At 74.7% G+C, this 15,476-nt stretch carries 13 protein-coding genes; 5 read left to right on the top strand and 8 right to left on the bottom strand.

Annotated features, from left to right (window positions below; genetic code table 11):
• Positions 1-52 precede the first annotated feature (52 nt).
• Complete coding sequence (locus tag ACFRQN_RS34825; RefSeq protein WP_079272792.1) at positions 53-871, bottom strand: inositol monophosphatase family protein; 819 nt, start codon at positions 869-871, stop codon at positions 53-55.
• Positions 872-958: 87 nt separating this feature from the next.
• The gene (locus tag ACFRQN_RS34820) at positions 959-2,116 is read right to left on the bottom strand and encodes a ferrochelatase (protein WP_380744428.1); all 1,158 of its coding nucleotides are present in this window, start codon (positions 2,114-2,116) and stop codon (positions 959-961) included.
• A 131-nt stretch (positions 2,117-2,247) separates the two neighbouring features.
• Between ACFRQN_RS34820 and ACFRQN_RS34815 the strand changes: the two genes are divergently transcribed.
• Complete coding sequence (locus ACFRQN_RS34815; protein ID WP_380744426.1) at positions 2,248-3,516, top strand: MFS transporter; 1,269 nt, start codon at positions 2,248-2,250, stop codon at positions 3,514-3,516.
• Positions 3,517-3,619: 103 nt separating this feature from the next.
• On the top strand, positions 3,620-4,942 hold the full coding sequence (locus ACFRQN_RS34810; protein ID WP_380744424.1) for a D-arabinono-1,4-lactone oxidase: 1,323 nt from the start codon (positions 3,620-3,622) through the stop codon (positions 4,940-4,942).
• On the opposite strand, the gene ACFRQN_RS34805 is transcribed toward ACFRQN_RS34810, so the two are convergent.
• A complete protein-coding gene (locus ACFRQN_RS34805; protein ID WP_380744422.1) occupies positions 4,939-5,820 on the bottom strand; it encodes a hypothetical protein in 882 nt (293 codons plus the stop codon). The genes ACFRQN_RS34810 and ACFRQN_RS34805 overlap by 4 nt on opposite strands.
• 517 nt (positions 5,821-6,337) lie before the next feature.
• On the opposite strand from ACFRQN_RS34805, the gene sepH reads away from it, so the two are divergent.
• Positions 6,338-7,420: a septation protein SepH gene (sepH, locus tag ACFRQN_RS34800; protein WP_074005654.1), complete on the top strand. Its 1,083-nt coding sequence runs from the start codon at positions 6,338-6,340 to the stop codon at positions 7,418-7,420.
• Between the two features lie 56 nt (positions 7,421-7,476).
• On the opposite strand, the gene ACFRQN_RS34795 is transcribed toward sepH, so the two are convergent.
• Positions 7,477-8,355: a sulfurtransferase gene (locus ACFRQN_RS34795; RefSeq protein WP_380744420.1), complete on the bottom strand. Its 879-nt coding sequence runs from the start codon at positions 8,353-8,355 to the stop codon at positions 7,477-7,479.
• A gap of 251 nt (positions 8,356-8,606) precedes the next feature.
• Here ACFRQN_RS34795 and ACFRQN_RS34790 point away from each other — a divergent pair, with 251 nt between their 5' ends.
• Positions 8,607-9,350, top strand: coding sequence for a VOC family protein (locus tag ACFRQN_RS34790; RefSeq protein WP_310593192.1), 744 nt, complete (start codon positions 8,607-8,609; stop codon positions 9,348-9,350).
• A gap of 11 nt (positions 9,351-9,361) precedes the next feature.
• Here ACFRQN_RS34790 and ACFRQN_RS34785 read toward each other — a convergent pair whose 3' ends face one another.
• From ACFRQN_RS34785 to ACFRQN_RS34770, 4 genes are all read right to left on the bottom strand, one after another.
• Positions 9,362-10,018, bottom strand: a complete 657-nt coding sequence (locus ACFRQN_RS34785; RefSeq protein ID WP_074005657.1) for a thymidine kinase — start codon at positions 10,016-10,018, stop codon at positions 9,362-9,364.
• A 61-nt stretch (positions 10,019-10,079) separates the two neighbouring features.
• Positions 10,080-11,267: an alkaline phosphatase family protein gene (locus ACFRQN_RS34780; RefSeq protein WP_049653320.1), complete on the bottom strand. Its 1,188-nt coding sequence runs from the start codon at positions 11,265-11,267 to the stop codon at positions 10,080-10,082.
• 44 nt (positions 11,268-11,311) lie between these two features.
• Positions 11,312-11,911, bottom strand: a complete 600-nt coding sequence (locus ACFRQN_RS34775; protein WP_049653318.1) for a DUF5998 family protein — start codon at positions 11,909-11,911, stop codon at positions 11,312-11,314.
• Positions 11,912-12,002: 91 nt separating this feature from the next.
• Positions 12,003-14,819, bottom strand: a complete 2,817-nt coding sequence (locus ACFRQN_RS34770) for a GNAT family N-acetyltransferase (RefSeq protein ID WP_234348448.1) — start codon at positions 14,817-14,819, stop codon at positions 12,003-12,005.
• A 227-nt stretch (positions 14,820-15,046) separates the two neighbouring features.
• On the opposite strand from ACFRQN_RS34770, the gene ACFRQN_RS34765 reads away from it, so the two are divergent.
• Positions 15,047-15,328, top strand: coding sequence for an HPr family phosphocarrier protein (locus ACFRQN_RS34765; RefSeq protein ID WP_049653316.1), 282 nt, complete (start codon positions 15,047-15,049; stop codon positions 15,326-15,328).
• Positions 15,329-15,476: the final 148 nt, after the last annotated feature.

Below are 15,476 nucleotides of genomic sequence, written 5' to 3'. Positions count from 1 at the left end.
TCGCCGGGGCGGCCCCCCCGCGGGGGTGGGGGCGGCGGCACGGCGGAACCGGTCAGTCCGCCCAGGCGCGCAGCGCGGCCAGCCGCTCCTGGAGCGGCTGGTACACGCCCGGAGCGGCGGCCACGGTCAGCTCGCCGTCCGGCCCGTGCCCGGGCCGGCCGCCGACCAGGGCGCCGGCCTCGGTGGCGATCAGGCAGCCGGCCGCCCGGTCCCAGGGGGCCAGGCCGCGCTCGTAGTAGCCGTCCAGCCGCCCGGCAGCGACGTCGCACAGGTCCACCGCGGCCGCCCCGCCCCGGCGGATGTCCCGCACCTCCGGCATCAGCGCCAGCAGCACCTCGGCCTGCCGGACCCGCACCGGCTGGACGTAGTTGAAGCCGGTGGCGATCAGCGCCTGGCCCCAGGGCGGGGCCGGGCGGGCCGAGAGCGGGCGGCCGTCGAGGCGGGCGCCGCGGCCCAGGACGGCGTGGAACAGCTCGCCGCGGGCCGGCGCGTACACCACGCCGACGACCGCTCGGCCGTCCACCTCGGCGGCCACGCTGACCGCCCAGGAGGGCAGCCCGTAAAGGTAGTTGACCGTTCCGTCGAGCGGGTCCACGACCCAGCGGACCCCGCTGGTGCCCGGCCGCTCGGCGCCCTCCTCGCCCAGGTAGCCGTCCTCGGGGCGGCGGTCGGTGATCAGCTCCAGGACGAGCTTCTCGGAGGCGAGGTCCATCTCGGTGACCACGTCGACCGGACTGCTCTTGGTGCCGGCCACGCCGAGGTCGGCCGGGCGGCCGTCGCGCAGCAGGGCGCCGGCCTGCCGGGCCGCGTCCAGGGCGACCTCCAGCAGGTCGTCGAGGAGGCCGTCGTCGGGCAGGGCGGGGGTGGGCACGGGGGTTCTCCTCCGGGGCGACGGGACGAGCGGGACGGGCAGGACTCGCGGGACGGGTGGAGCAGGCGGGATGGGCGGGACGGGCGGTCAGCGCTCGGCGACGGCCGGGCGCGGGGCCCGCGGGTTGGGGCAGCAGGCCACCGCGCACACGTCGTGGCTGGGGCCGAGGGCGCCCAGGGCGCAGCGGGTCACCGGCTCGCCGCGCTCGGTGGCGGCGCGCTCCAGGACGAGCTCGCGCACGGCGGCGGTGAACCGGGGGTCGGCGCCGACGGTGGCGGCGCGGGAGACCGGCAGGCCGATCTCCGCGGCCTTGGCGACGGCCTCGGTGTCGAGGTCGTACTTGACCTCCATGTGGTCGGAGACGAAGCCGATCGGGACCATCACCACGGCGGGCGCGCCGTCGGCGTGCTGGGCCTCCAGGTGGTCGCAGATGTCGGGTTCCAGCCACGGGATGTGCGGGGCCCCGCTGCGGCTCTGGTAGACCAGCTCCCACGGCCGGTCGGCCACGCCGGTGCGCTCGGCCAGCGCGGCGGCGATCAGCCGGGCCACGTCCAGGTGCTGGGCGACGTACGCGCCGCCGGGCTCGCCGCGGGCCGGGTCGTCCGGGGCGCCGGAGGACTCGGCCATGGAGTGCGGGATGGAGTGGGTGGTGAACGCCAGCCGGGCGCCGGCGCGGACGGCCTCGGGCAGCTCGTCCAGGGCGGCCAGGGCGGCGTCGACCATCGGCTCGACGAAGCCCGGGTGGTTGTAGAAGTGCCGCAGCTTGTCGACCCGCAGGGCGGGCCCGCCCTCCTCGGCGAGCGCGGCCAGCGCGTCGGCCAGGTTCTCCCGGTACTGGCGGCAGCCCGAGTAGCCGGCGTACGCGCTGGTGGCGAGCACGGCGATCCGGCGGTGCCCGTCGGCGGCCAGCTCCCGCAGGGTGTCGACCAGGTAGGGCGCCCAGTTCCGGTTGCCCCAGTAGACCGGGAGGTCCAGCCCGTGCTCGGCGAAGTCCTCGCGCAGCGCGGCGAGCAGCTCGCGGTTCTGCCCGTTGATCGGGCTGACCCCGCCGAACATGAAGTAGTGCTTGCCCACCTCCTTCAGCCGCTCCTTGGGGATGCCGCGGCCGCAGGTGACGTTCTCCAGGAACGGGACGACGTCCTCGGGGCCCTCGGGCCCGCCGAAGGACAGCAGCAGCAGGGCGTCATACGGCTGCGGCGCTGCCGGGGCGGCGCCGGACGGGGAGGGTTTGCGCGCGTCGGACATGGAACCGATCCTGCCACTGAGGGACCGGGCACCGTCGCCGGGGCCGCGCGAGTGCCCGGAAAATACCGTTTGCCAACGTACGTAAGCTGTGTTTGCCAGCCTTGTTCCTTACTCCCCCGCCCGGAGCTCCCGTGCTGTCCAGCTACCGCCAGATATTCGCCTCCCCCGGCACTCTGGCCTTCTCCACCACCGGCTTCGTCTCCCGACTGCCGATCTCCATGACCGGGATCGGCATCGTGACCATGCTGTCCCAGCTCCGGGGCTCCTACGGGGTCGCCGGCCTGGTCTCGGCCTGCCTCGCGGTCTCCGCCGCGATCCTCGGCCCGCAGGTCTCCCGGCTGGTGGACCGGCACGGCCAGCGCAGGATCATCGTCCCCGCCATGGCGCTCACCATCGTCGCCGTCACCGGCCTGCTGCTCTGCGCCCGGCTGGAGGCCCCGGACTGGACGCTGTTCGTCTTCGCCGCCGGCATGGGCGTGATGCCGAGCACCGGCGCGATGGTCCGCGCCCGCTGGGCCCACCTCTACCGCGAGGACACCGGCAAGCTGCACACCGCCTACTCCTTCGAGGCCGTGGTCGACGAGGTCTGCTTCATCGTCGGCCCGATCCTCTCCATCGGCCTCGCCACCTCCGTCTTCCCCGAGGCCGGCGTGCTGCTCGCCGGGATCTTCCTCGCCGTCGGCGTCCTGCTGTTCGCCGGGCAGCGCTCCACCGAGCCGCCGGTCCATCCGGCCGCCCGGCAGGAGGGCGGCTCGGTCATCCTCAACCGCGGCCTCCAGACGCTGATCCTGACCTTCGTCGCCACCGGCGCGATCTTCGGCTCGGTCGAGGTGGTCACCGTCGCCTACGCCGAGGCCCAGGGCCACAAGTCGATCTCCAGCGTGATCCTCGCCCTCTGGGCGCTCGGGTCCTGCCTGGCCGGGGTGGTCTTCGGCACCCTCAAGCTCACCGGCTCGATGGCGGTCCGCTTCCTCGTCGGCGTCCTGTTCATGGCCGTCAGCATGGTGCCGCTGCTGCTGGTCGCCCACGCGGTGCACGGCATCGGCGGGCTGGTCGTGGTCGGAGCCGCGCTGCTGGTCGCCGGCATCGCCATCTCCCCCACCCTGATCACCGCGATGGCCCTGGTCGAGCGGCTCGTCCCGGCCGCCCAGCTGACCGAGGGCATGACCTGGACCACCACCGGCCTGGCCCTCGGCGTCGCGGCCGGCTCCTCGGCCGGCGGCTGGGTGATCGACGCCTCCGCCGCCGCCGCGGGCTACTGGGTGCCGCTGGCCGCCGGCCTGCTCGGAGTGGTCGCCGCCCTCGCCGGCCTCGGCCGGCTGCGCGCCGGCCTGACCGCCGAAGCCGGCGCCGGGACGGCCGCCGAAGGGGCCGGACGGACCGTAGACGCCGAACGGTGAACTGACTAGCCTCGCCCTACCCACGGGGCTACCCATGGGTAGGGCGGCTGCGCCGCCCCGGACCGCGCCGAACCCGTTCGGCCACGGAGCAGGAGGCAGCGCAATGCCCCAGGCCAGTACCGCGACCCCCACCCGGTGGACCAACTGGGCCGGCAACCAGAGCGCCCGGCCCGCCCGGGCCGCCGCCCCCGGCACCGTGGAGGAGCTGGCCAGGGAGATCCGGCGGGCCGCCGAACAGGGCCGCACCGTCAAGGCCGTCGGATCCGGCCACTCCTTCACCTCGATCGCCTCCGCCGACGACGGCGTCCAGATCCGCCCGCACGCGCTCACCGCCGTCCGCGAGATCGACCGCGAGGCCGGCACCATCACCGTCGAGTCCGGCCTCCCGCTGCACCGGCTCAACCGCGTCCTCGCCACCGAGGGCCTCTCGCTGACCAACATGGGCGACATCGAGGTCCAGACCGTGGCCGGCGCCACCAGCACCGGCACCCACGGCACCGGCCGCGACTCCGGCTCGCTGGCCGCCCAGATCCGCGCGCTGGAGATCGTCCTCGCCGACGGCACCGTCCGGCACTGCTCCCCCACCGAGAACCCCCGGCTCTTCCAGGGCGCCCGGCTCGGCCTCGGCGCCCTCGGCGTGATCACCGCGCTCACCTTCGGCGTCGAACCGGCCTTCCTGCTCACCGCGCACGAGCAGCCGATGGCCTTCGACGAGGTGCTGGAGCGCCTGGACGACCTCACCGCCGTCAACGAGCACTTCGAGTTCTACTGGTTCCCGCACACCGACCGCTGCTCCACCAAGCGCAACAACCGCAGCCAGGGCCCGGCCGCCCCGCTGCCCCGGTTCAAGGAGTGGCTGGAGGACGACTTCCTCTCCAACACCGTCTGGGAGGGGGCCTGCCGGGTCGGCCGGCGCTTCCCCGGCTCGATCCCCTCGATCGCCTCGCTGGCCAGCCGGGCCTGGTCCGAGCGCAGCTTCACCGACACCGCGTACAAGGTGTTCACCAGCCCGCGCAAGGTCCGCTTCGTGGAGATGGAGTACGCGGTGCCGCGCGCGGCCGTCGGCGAGGTGCTGCGCGAGCTGAAGTCCCTGGTCGAGCGCTCCGACTGGAAGGTCGGCTTCCCGGTCGAGGTGCGCTTCGCCCCCGCCGACGACCTCTGGCTCTCCACCGCCTCCGGCCGGGACAGCGCCTACATCGCCGTCCACCTCTACCGGGGCACCGCCGACCAGGGCTACTTCACCGGCGTGGAACAGCTGATGACCGCCCATCAGGGACGGCCGCACTGGGGCAAGCTGCACACCCGCGACGCCGCGTACCTGGCCGGCGTCTACCCGCACTTCGGCGACTTCACCGCACTGCGCGACGAGGTCGACCCGCGGCGGCTGTTCGGCAACGACTACCTGCGCCGGGTGCTGGGCGACTAGGGCGTCGCCGCGTTGTTCCCGTCGGCCGGCGGCGGGGCCACCGGCGCCTTCGCCGGTTCGTTCGCCGGGGCGCTGTTCGGCGCCGTCGGCTGCGGGGTCGCTCCGCCGGTGGGCTTCCCGCCGCCCGCCGACGGGGAGGCGCCGGCCGACGGGGTCGCGCTCGGACCGGCCGAGGGCGAGCCCGTTCCCGCGCCGGTGCTCGGCGTGTCGACCGGCTCCCGGCTCGGCCGGGTGGTCGACGGGGCGGAGGCGCCGCCGGAGGGCGCGTTGTCCTGCCCCTGCTTCCCGTTCCCGCCCGGGGACGGCCGCTCCGGCGGGGCGTCCTGTTGCCGGGAGGGCTTGGGCGCTACCGAGCCGCCGAAGGACGTGCCGTTGCCGGACTCGCCCTTGACCGTCGCCGACACCGGCTGCCCGGTGGCCAGTTCGAACACCACGATCGGCGTCATCGCCAGCACGAAGACCAACCCGGACACCGCCGCGTACGTCTTCCAGCCCCACCGGCGACGCGCCCGGACCACCTGCGGCTCGTTCCACTCCGAGGTGATCACCGGCGGCTGCACCCGCGTCTCCGGCAGCTCGGACTCGACCGGCACCTGGCGCAGGGTGTTGGCGGTCTGGTTCGGCCCCCGGTCCACCGCCTCGCGCAGCTGCTCGCCGGTCCGCTTGAAGATGTGCTGGAACACCGCGCCGCCGGTGGTGGCCCCGATGCTCACCACGGCGGCGCCCAGGATCGTGCCGTACACCCCCAGTTCGGAGGCCAGCAGCGCACCCACCACCGTGGCCAGCGCACTCGCCGCGACCTGAGCCACACTCAGATCGATGCGCCTGCGCTCCTCCTTGTCCTTGCCGCCCTCCTCGGCGGGGCTCCGCTCCGGCATCAACATCCCTCGGTCCCTACGGCTGTTCTTCGTACAAGGCTCTCCATCTTGCCCAAAGAAGGACACAAGGGACGAAAATGCGGTTCTCGGCGCCCGGATTGTGTGAAGATGATCACCGTCCGTCCGGCGGTGGTCCGCCATCAGGGGAGCACGCTCTTGAGATTCCCGTGAATCGCGGGAGACTTGAGCGGCGAGCCGCCCCTGTGGATGCCACGAATGGAGTACTGTTCGTAAAGCCCGAGCCTTGGGTCGACTTGTCGACTGCGCCCCCACCGGCAGCTTGACAAGGAGACACGGACCGGGCACGCACGGCGACGCCCGTCCCGGAACGTCGCGTTCACTGCGCGTGCGAGGACGGCCGGGACACCCAGGCGCGACGTCAACCGATGGCGTGGCAAAAAGGCAACCGTGCCACAGCGGCGTGCGCGGGCGTAAGCCCGACACGCCGGGGAACTCAGCAAGGTTGTGGCCAGTCGCGAGTGGGCAGGCCACACTCAGTACGGGAGCAGCGACGCAGGTGACGTCGGCAGGCACCACCCGGGAGGTAACCGTGCCCGAACTGCGGGTTGTGGCCGTCAGCAACGACGGCACACGGCTGGTGCTCAAGGCTGCCGACAGCACGGAGTACACCCTTCCCATCGACGAACGGCTGCGCGCCGCCATCCGTGGCGACCGGCCACGCCTCGGCCAGATCGAGATCGAGGTCGAGAGCCACCTCCGCCCCCGGGACATCCAGGCGCGGATACGAGCCGGTGCCTCCGCGGAGGAGGTCGCCCAGGCCGCCGGGATCTCCGTCGACCGCGTCCGCCGCTTCGAGGGCCCGGTGCTCGCCGAGCGCGCCTTCATGGCCGAGCGCGCCCGCAAGACCGCCATCCGCCGCAACGGCGAGTCCCCCGGCCCGCAGCTCGGCGAGGCCGTCGCCGAGCGGCTCGCGCTGCGCGGCGCCGAGAAGGAGACCGAGCGCTGGGACTCCTGGCGGCGCGACGACGGCACCTGGGAGGTCATCCTCTCCTACCGGGCCGACGGCGAGGGCCGCAGCGCCTCCTGGACGTACGACCCGCCCCGGCGCCTGGTCCAGCCCAACGACGACGAGGCCCGCGCGCTGATCGGCGAGAACGTCGAGCGCGAGGAGGAGTCGGTCTTCCCGTTCATCCCGCGGATCGCCCGGCTCCCCCAGGACCGGCCTCCCCGCCCGATGATCGACCGGCCCTCGGCCGACCGCATCATGTCGTCCCGCGAGGTCCGCGAGTCGCGGGAGGCCACCGCCGACGCCCGGGACTCGCTGACCAGCCTGCTCGACGTGGTCCCCGCCTTCCGCGGCGACCTCGCCGTCGGCGCCCCCGCCCCGATCGAGCCGGTGCCCGCCGAGGTCGCCGAGGAGACCGAGGAGTCGGCCGCGGCGGCCGCCGCCCCGGCGGTCGGCGCGGGCTCGGCCTACGCCGACATCCTGATGCCGCGCGCCGTCGCCCCGCACCGCGAGCGCCTGGTCGGCACCACCGACCGGCAGGCCGAGGCGGACGGCGTCCGGCCCGGTCGCCGGGCCACCGTGCCCAGCTGGGACGAGATCGTCTTCGGCAGCCGGCGCAAGAAGCAGGAGTAGCGACGCCGAAGGGGCGGGAGGCCGGGCCTCCCGCCCCTTCGGCATGCCCGGGGAGATCAGCCCGGCTGGTCGGTGACCGCCACCGGGCGCGCCCCGTCGCTCGACCACTCGCTCCACGAGCCCGGGTACAGCGCGGCCGGCAGGCCCGCCACCTCCAGCGCCAGGACCTGGTGCGCCGCCGTCACGCCCGAACCGCAGTACACCGCCGTCTCCCGCTCCCCCGCGCCCAGCCCACGGAACCGGGCGGCCAGCTCGGCGGACGGCCGGAACCGGCCGTCCGGGCCCACGTTGTCGGCCGTCGGCGCCGAGACCGCGCCCGGGATGTGCCCGGCCCGCGGGTCCACCGGCTCGGTCTCGCCCCGGTAGCGCTCCCCGGACCGGGCGTCCAGCAGCAGGCCGCGGCGGGCCCAGGCCGCGGCGCCGTCCCCGTCCACCGTCGGCAGCTGCCCCGGCACCGGCTTGAAGTCGCCCTCGCCGGACTCCGGCAGCTCGGCCGTCACCGGCAGCCCGGCCGCCTGCCAGGCCGCGAAGCCGCCGTCCAGCACCCGGACGTCCCGGTGCCCGGCCCAGCGCAGCAGCCACCAGGCCCGGGCCGCGGCCATCGAGGCCGCGCCGTCGTACACCACGACCGGGCGCCCCGCGCTCACCCCGAAGCGGCGCATCGCCGCGCCGAACTCCTCCGGGTCCGGCAGCGGGTGGCGCCCGCCCCGGCCGGGGGCGCCGGGCGGGGCCGCCAGGTCCCGGTCCAGCTCCACGAAGTGGGCGCCGGGCAGGTGGCCGGCCCGGTACTCCTCGGCCGCGGTCGGGCCGCCCGGCGCGGCACCGACCAGCTGGTAGCGCACGTCCAGCAGCACCGGCGGCAGCGCGGAGGCCAGCGCCTCCCGCAGCCCGGCCGCGGAGATCAGCGGGGAACCGTCGTTGTAGGTGGTGGTCATGGCGGCCATTGTCGCGCAGCGCCGCCCCGACGGCGGGTGATCGGGATTCCCGCCGCCCCCGGACCCGGCGGAATCCGACGCGAATCCGGCGGGAATCCGCGGGACACGCCCGACCCGTCGCTCTTTGTGGGGTCTTTGCCGGACTTTCCGCGCGGCCCGAGGGTTGGGCGCCCGCCAGGGTGGAAGCATCACCCTCGCGCGCGAGGATTTCCGTGCGCCAACCACCCATGAGGAGGCCCGCATTGCCCGCGGTGGAACTCCGACTGGCCCAGGGCACGCCCTGCTGGGTCAGCCTGCTGACCGACGACCTGCCCGGCGCCCGCGCCTTCTACGGCGCCCTGCTCGGCTGGACGTACACGCCCGGGCCCGGCCAGCTCGGCGACTACGTCCGGGCCGAGCTCGACGGGGCACCGGTGGCCGGCCTCGGCGTCTCCACCGCCACCGGCTTCCCGGTGCAGTGGACCACCTACTTCGCCGTGGACGACGCCGACCGCACCGCCCAACTGGTGCGCGAGTGCGGCGGAACCGTCGCCGTCGGGCCGCTCCAGGCCGAGCGCGCCGGACGGATGGCCATCGCCGCCGACGTCTCCGGCGCGGTCTTCGGCCTCTGGCAGGGTGAGGAGCACCTCGGCCGGGAGGCCGGCCGCGAACCGGGCGCCCCGGCCTGGGCCGAACTGCTCACCCCCGACGCGGAGGGCGCCGCCGGCTTCTACTCCACCGTCCTCGACCGCCCGGTCCGCTCCGGCCCGGAGGAGACCGCGCTGCTGGTGGACGGCCGGCCGGTCGCCGGCATCCGGCACCGCGCCGAGCTGCGCGGCCACCCGCCGCGCTGGCGCACCCACTTCGTGGTCCGCGACGCCGAACTGACCGCCCGGCACACCCTCGGACTCGGCGGCCGGGTCCTGGTCGAACCGCACGACACCGCCCGCGGCCGCGCCGCCCGGCTGGCCGACCCGCAGGGCGGGCACTTCTCCGTCCTGGAGGTGCTTCCCTAGGGCCCCGGCTCTCAGGCCTGCTGCTCCTCGAAGGGCAGCACGTCCGGGGAGAGCACCGAGGCGTGCGCCGTCGCGGCGGTCAGCCGGCGGCGGTGGTGGCGGCGGCACAGCACCTCGTAGCCGACCTCGTCCCGGTCCACCGAGATGTCGCCGATCACCACCTGGGCGCCCTCGACGACCATCACCCCGCCGACCGTCCGGGCGTTGTGGGTGGCCCGCGCACCGCACCAGCAGAGCGCCTCGACCTGGAGCACCTCCACCCGGTCGGCCAGCTCGATCAGCCGCTGCGAGCCCGGGAACAGCCGGGTGCGGAAGTCCGTGGTGATCCCGAAGGTGTAGACGTCGATGTCGAGTTCGTCCACCACCCGGGCCAGCTGGTCGACCTGCTCGGCGGCGAAGAACTGGGCCTCGTCGCAGATCAGGTAGTCCACCCGGCCGCCGGCCGACAGCCGGTGCACCACGTGCGCGTGGAAGTCGAAGTCGTCCGTCACCTCGACCGCGTCGGCGCGCAGGCCCAGCCGGCTGGAGATCGTCGCCGCGCCCGCCCGGTCGTTGCGGGTGAGGATCACGCCCTGCCGGCCGCGCGCGGTGTGGTTGTGGTCCATCTGCAGCGCCAGCGTCGACTTGCCGCAGTCCATCGTGCCCGAGAAGAACACCAGTTCAGCCATGGGTGGAGCAAGGGCCTTTCACATCAAGGGAATTCGGGCGCAGAAGAGTCGATCGAGCGGCTCAGCCGCGGACTTCGAGCAGCGGCACGAACTGCTCGACCGGGGTCATCGAACCGTGCAGACCGATCATCGCGGACTCGCCGGGCTCGTTGCGGGAGGCGGTGATCGCGATGTCGTCGCGCGCCGCGGCGACCACGTCGCCGATCCGCGCGTACACCCGCTCGTCCACGGCCGGGCCGAACCAGCCCGCCGCGATCGCCTGGTCCCGGGTGGCCACCCACATCCGGTCGCCCAGCACCTCGCTCCAGACCGCGTGCACGTCGGCCGCGGCCCCCGGCACCGCGTACACGTGCCGGGCCCGGCCCTCGCCGCCGAGCAGGGCGACGCCGGCGCCCAGCTCCCAGTCCTCGTCGAAGTCGATCCGGTCCTCCGGGGCGATGTCGATCATGCCGTGGTCGGCCGTCACGTACATCGCCGAACGCGGCGGCAGCTGCGCGGCCAGCCGGCGGGCCAGCCGGTCCACCGCGTCCAGCGTCATCCGCCACTCGTCCGAGTCCACGCCGAAGCGGTGGCCCGCGCCGTCCAGCTCGCTGACGTACGTGTACACCAGCGCCCGGTCGTGCTCGGCCAGCCAGGAGGCCGCCAGGTCCATCCGCTCCTCGCCCGTGGTGCGGCCGAGGAAGGTGCCGCCGGACAGCGCCACCCTGGTCAGCGGGGTCTGGGCGAACAGCGGGGAGGAGACCTGCGCGGTCGCCACCCCGGCCTGGTGGGTGCGCTCGAAGACCGTCGGGTACGGCTGCCAGGCGTGCGGCTCGGTCGGCGGCTGCCAGCGCAGCTGGTTCATCAGGTAGCCGGCGCCCGGCACCGCCACCGTGTACCCGGCCAGGCCGTGCAGGCCCGGCGGCGTACCGGTGCCGACCGAGGCCAGCGAGGTCGCCGTGGTGGACGGGAAGCCTGCGGTCAGCGGACGGCCGCTGCCCCCCATCGAGCTCCCGGCCAGCGAGGACAGGAACGGCGCGTACTCGGGGTGGCGCAGCAGCAGCTCCCAGCCCAGGCCGTCCACCAGGAACACCACCACCCGGTCCGCCGGGGCGATCGGGAGCGTCGCGGTGAACCCGGGGACGCCCAGCCCCGCCGCCACCGAGGGCAGCAGGTCGCACAGCGAACCACTGCCGTACGGGGGCGCGGGGGCCGTGGCCGGGTCAAGGATCTCGAAGGCGTCGTAGCCGTCGGCAGGAACGAAGGACATGGAACCGGATTCGTAGCGGTGCGGTCGGTCGGAAGCGGCGGAACTCAGACCCGCGGGCCGGTGCTGATCGTCGCGTCGGACAGCGCCCGGGCGAACACCAGCGCCTGGGACACCGTCTCCGGGCCGTCGCCGGCCTCGCTCACCCGCAGGGAGAGGTCGTCGGCCGTGGCCGAGCCGGTGTAGCCGTGGTCGGCCTCGCAGTTCGGGTCCGAGCAGCCGGCCGGCTCCAGGTCCAGGCGCTGCACCGCGCCCCAGCCGATCGTCAGCACCACCTCGCGCGGCAGGGTGCCCGGGGTGTACGTCTCCGGGTTCGCCACCATCCGGCTCACCACCACCGAACCGATCCGGTCCAGCCGGACGCTCTCCGTCGAGGTCGTCGCGAACGGCACCGCCGGGCTGCCCTCGGCCCCGGACTGCTCGTCCGTGTGGCTCACCACGAACCGGGTCGGGGTGAGGACCAGCACCGTGACGTGCCGGCGCACCTCGTTGGCGTCGAAGGTCGTCTCCTGGTGCACCAGGTAGGAGCTGATCGGCTCCGGGCCCACCGCGGACTCGACCGCCTCGGACACCAGGGCCGGGTAGTAGCCGCTGCGCTCGATAGCCGAGCGCAGGTCCTGAGTGGTGGTGGTACCGGTCTTCGCCATATCTCCATCCTGGCATGGTCCGCCGACGAAGCGGGCGGCACGGCGCCGAGCTTCGGACAACAGCGCCCGGGCAGGGCGCAACCAAGGAAGGTTACAGCGTGCTCATCGCGCGCGGGCCCAGATCGCTGCGGACCGGCAGCGGCGCCACCCGCACCCGCGCCCCCAGGATCGCCAGTCCGTGCGGGGCCACGACCACCGGTTCGAGATCCACCGAGGCGATCTCCGGCACGTCGTCCACCAGCTGCGACACCCGTAGCAGCAGTTCCTCCAGCGCGTCGGTGTCCACCGACTCGGCGCCGCGCCAGCCGAACAGCAGCGGCGCCGCCCGCACCTCCCGGATCAGCCCGGCGACGTCCTGGTCGGTGGCCGGAACCAGTCGGTGCGCGGTGTCGCCCAGCAGTTCGGCCGGGGCGCCGGCCAGGCCGAAGGAGAGGATCGCGCCGACCGCCGGGTCCACCGTGGCGGCGATCACGGTGTCCACGCCGCGCGGCGCCATCCGCTGGACCACCAGCTCGGCCTGCGCGGCGCCGCCGAGCAGCGCGTCCAGCTCGCGGTGGGCGCGGCGCAGGCCCGCCTCGTCGGTCAGGTCCAGCCGGACGCTGCCCAGGTCGGGGCGGTGGCGCAGGTGCGGGGCGGTCGCCTTGAGGGCCACCGGGTAGCCGAGCGCCGCGGCGGCCGCGACGGCGGCCTCCTCGTCCGGGGCCGGCCGCACCGGCGAGACGTCGATCCCGTAGCGGGCCAGCAGCTCCTGTGCCTCGGCCTCGGACAGGGTGATCCGGGCACCACCGGGCTGGGTGCGTGCGGCGACGGCGGCCCGGGTGCTCAGCGCCGCCTCCACCAGCCGGCGGGCGCCGGGCTCGTCGATCCGGTCCAGCTCGGGGACGCGCGCCGTCTCCTCCGCCGCGGCCGTGCGGCGGCGCCACTGCGCGTAGTGCACGGCGTGGGCGAGGGCGTGCACGGCCCGCTCGGGCGCCGCGTACGCGGGGATGCCGCCGGGGCGCAGCCGGACCGGCAGGTCGGTCAGCGCCAGGTGGGTGAGCAGCAGCGGCTTGCCCAGCTCCCGGGCGCGGCCACCGGCTTCGAGCAGCGCGGCGGCGATCTCCGGGTCGTCCGAGCCCATCGCGGGGTCGTCCTCGCCGGTCAGCCGGCCGCCCATGAAGGCGTGGGCGGAGGTGCCGATCGGCGGGATGGCGACGGCGATCACCGCGTCCACGGCCGGGTCGGCGAGCGCGACGTCCAGGGCGATCCGGAAGTTCTCGCCGGTCGCGGCGGTGGTGAGGTCGACGGGCGTGCACGGGCGCAGGCCGGCGCTCAGCAGGGCGTCGTAGGTGAGCAGGCCGAGCGAGTCGGAGTTGCCGACCACCGCGACCCGGTTCCCCGGCGGCAGCGGCTGCTGGGCCAGCAGCTCGCCGGTGTCGTACAGCTCGGTGATGGTCGACACCCGGATGACGCCCGCCTGCTCGAACAGCGCGTCCACGGTGGCGTCGCGCAGGCCGGTGGCGGTGGCGGGGACGGCGTGGCCGGGCGGCAGGCTGCCGGTGTGCCGGGCGCCCTTGACCACCACGACCGGCTTGACGGCGGCCAGCCGGCGGGCGATCCGGGTGAACTTGCGCGGGTTGCCGAAGGACTCCAGGTACAGCAGCACCACCTGGGTGGCCTCGTCCTCGGCCCAGTACTGGAGGAAGTCGTTGCCGGAGACGTCGGACCGGTTGCCGACCGAGGCGAAGGAGGAGACGCCGAGGCCGCGCTTGTGGGAGGCCTCCAGCAGGGCCACGCCGATCGCGCCGGACTGGCAGAAGATCCCGAAGCCGCCGCGGCCGGGCAGGCGCGGGGCGAGCGAGGCGTTCAGCGGGCGCTCGGGGTCGGTGTTGATCAGGCCGAAGGCGTTCGGGCCGATCACCCGCATGCCGGCCGCGCGGGCCTGGCGGACCAGCGCGCGCTGCCGGTCCCGGCCCTCCGGACCGGTCTCCGCGTAGCCGGCGGTGACCACCACCAAGCCCTGCACCCCGTGGGCGCCGCACTCGGCGACGGCGGCCGGGACGGCGCCCTCGGGGACGGCGATCACCGCGAGGTCCACCGGCCCTGGAATGTCCAGAATCGAACGGTGGACCGGGACGCCGTCCAGCTCGGTGCCGGGCGCGGCGTTGCGGTTCACGGCGTACACCGGGCGGTCGGCCGGGGCCTCGTCCCCCAGCAGGTCGCGCAGGATGGCCCGGCCGACGGTCTGCGGGGTGCGGGAGACCCCGATCACCGCCACCGAGCGCGGGGTGAGCAGGCGCTGCACCGACCGTGCCTCGGCGCGGTGCTCGCGGGCGCGCATCACGGCGAGCGAGCGGTCGGTCTGCTCCAGGTCGAACTCCAGGTGCACCACGCCGTCGGCGAAGCTGCGGTGCTGGGTGTAGCCGGCGTCGGTGAAGACCTTCACCATCTTCCGGTTCTCCGGCAGCACTTCGGCCTGGAAGCGGCGGATGCCGCGCTCCTGCGCGACCGCCGCGATGTGCTCCAGCAGGGCGGAGGCCACGCCGCGGCCCTGGTGGGCGTCCTGCACCAGGAAGGCCACCTCGGCGTCGGTGCCGGTCTCGGAGGGGCGGCCCTCGGCGTCGATCCGGTCGTACCGGACGGTGGCGATGAAGCGGTCCCGGACCACCACCGCGAGGCCCACCCGGTTCACGAAGTCGTGGTGGGTGAAGCGGCGGACGTCCTTGTCGGAAAGCCGCGGATAGGGGGCGAAGAACCGGAAGTACTTGGACTGGTCCGACACCTGCCCGTAGAACTCCACGAGCCGTCCGGCGTCGTCGGGGGTGATCGGCCGGATCCGGGCCGTACCTCCGTCACGCAGCAGGATGTCCGCTTCCCAGTGCTGCGGATAGTCGGGTTGCGCGGGGTTCGCCACCGCGGGGTCTTCCACATTCGTCAGGTTATCCGGCGGCGAGCCGAATGGCGCCGGGCGCGTGCTCACGGCAGGGTGGACAGGGCCGTCGACCGGGGTTTATGCCCCGAAAAGAAACAATCACAAGTCCTGAACGCTGCGGTTCCCAGGGGCCGCCTGCGTGCAACACTGGTCTAGACAACATGGCCGTTTCCCCCCGCTCACCGAGCACGGCCGTGACCAGCTTCACCGGAAAGGCACGTCTCATGGCTGAGCGCCGCGTCACCATCGGTTGGGCCGAGGGCCTGCACGCCCGTCCCGCCTCCGTCTTCGTCCGGGCCGTCACGGCCACCGGCGTGCCGATCACCATCGCCAAGCCGGGCGGCAACCCGGTCAACGCCGCCTCCATGCTCGGCCTCCTCGGCCTGGGCGCCCAGGGCGGCGACGAGGTCATCCTCGCCTCCGACGCCGAGAACGCCGACGACGCGCTCGACCGCCTCGCCAAGCTCGTCTCCGAGGGCCTCGACGAGCTCCCCGCCGCGGCCTGAGCCGCGCAGCACGCACCCGATCGGGGTGGGGGCCGGGGGCGGGGGGGCCCCCCCGGGGGTTTCCGGCGCCCGGGGGCGGCCCGGCCGGGGGGCCCCGGGCGCCCACGGCACGGGGGTGGTGGGGGGCCCCCCCCCGCAGGGGGGGGGT

This window comes from Kitasatospora sp. NPDC056800 (assembly GCF_042789775.1).
Lineage (GTDB): Bacteria > Actinomycetota > Actinomycetes > Streptomycetales > Streptomycetaceae > Kitasatospora.
Note: the sequence above shows the minus strand (reverse complement) of the source record. Positions and strands in the feature narration are given on the sequence as shown.

Excerpts from the sequence above, each read along its gene's own strand:
- ACFRQN_RS34785 (WP_074005657.1), bottom strand. The coding sequence starts at position 10,018 with ATGGCTGAACTGGTGTTCTTCTCGGGCACGATGGACTGCGGCAAGTCG.
- ACFRQN_RS34780 (WP_049653320.1), bottom strand. The coding sequence starts at position 11,267 with ATGTCCTTCGTTCCTGCCGACGGCTACGACGCCTTCGAGATCCTTGAC.
- ACFRQN_RS34805 (WP_380744422.1), bottom strand. The coding sequence starts at position 5,820 with ATGCCGGAGCGGAGCCCCGCCGAGGAGGGCGGCAAGGACAAGGAGGAG.
- ACFRQN_RS34765 (WP_049653316.1), top strand. The coding sequence starts at position 15,047 with ATGGCTGAGCGCCGCGTCACCATCGGTTGGGCCGAGGGCCTGCACGCC.
- ACFRQN_RS34775 (WP_049653318.1), bottom strand. The coding sequence starts at position 11,911 with ATGGCGAAGACCGGTACCACCACCACTCAGGACCTGCGCTCGGCTATC.
- ACFRQN_RS34795 (WP_380744420.1), bottom strand. The coding sequence starts at position 8,355 with ATGACCACCACCTACAACGACGGTTCCCCGCTGATCTCCGCGGCCGGG.
- ACFRQN_RS34820 (WP_380744428.1), bottom strand. The coding sequence starts at position 2,116 with ATGTCCGACGCGCGCAAACCCTCCCCGTCCGGCGCCGCCCCGGCAGCG.
- ACFRQN_RS34810 (WP_380744424.1), top strand. The coding sequence starts at position 3,620 with ATGCCCCAGGCCAGTACCGCGACCCCCACCCGGTGGACCAACTGGGCC.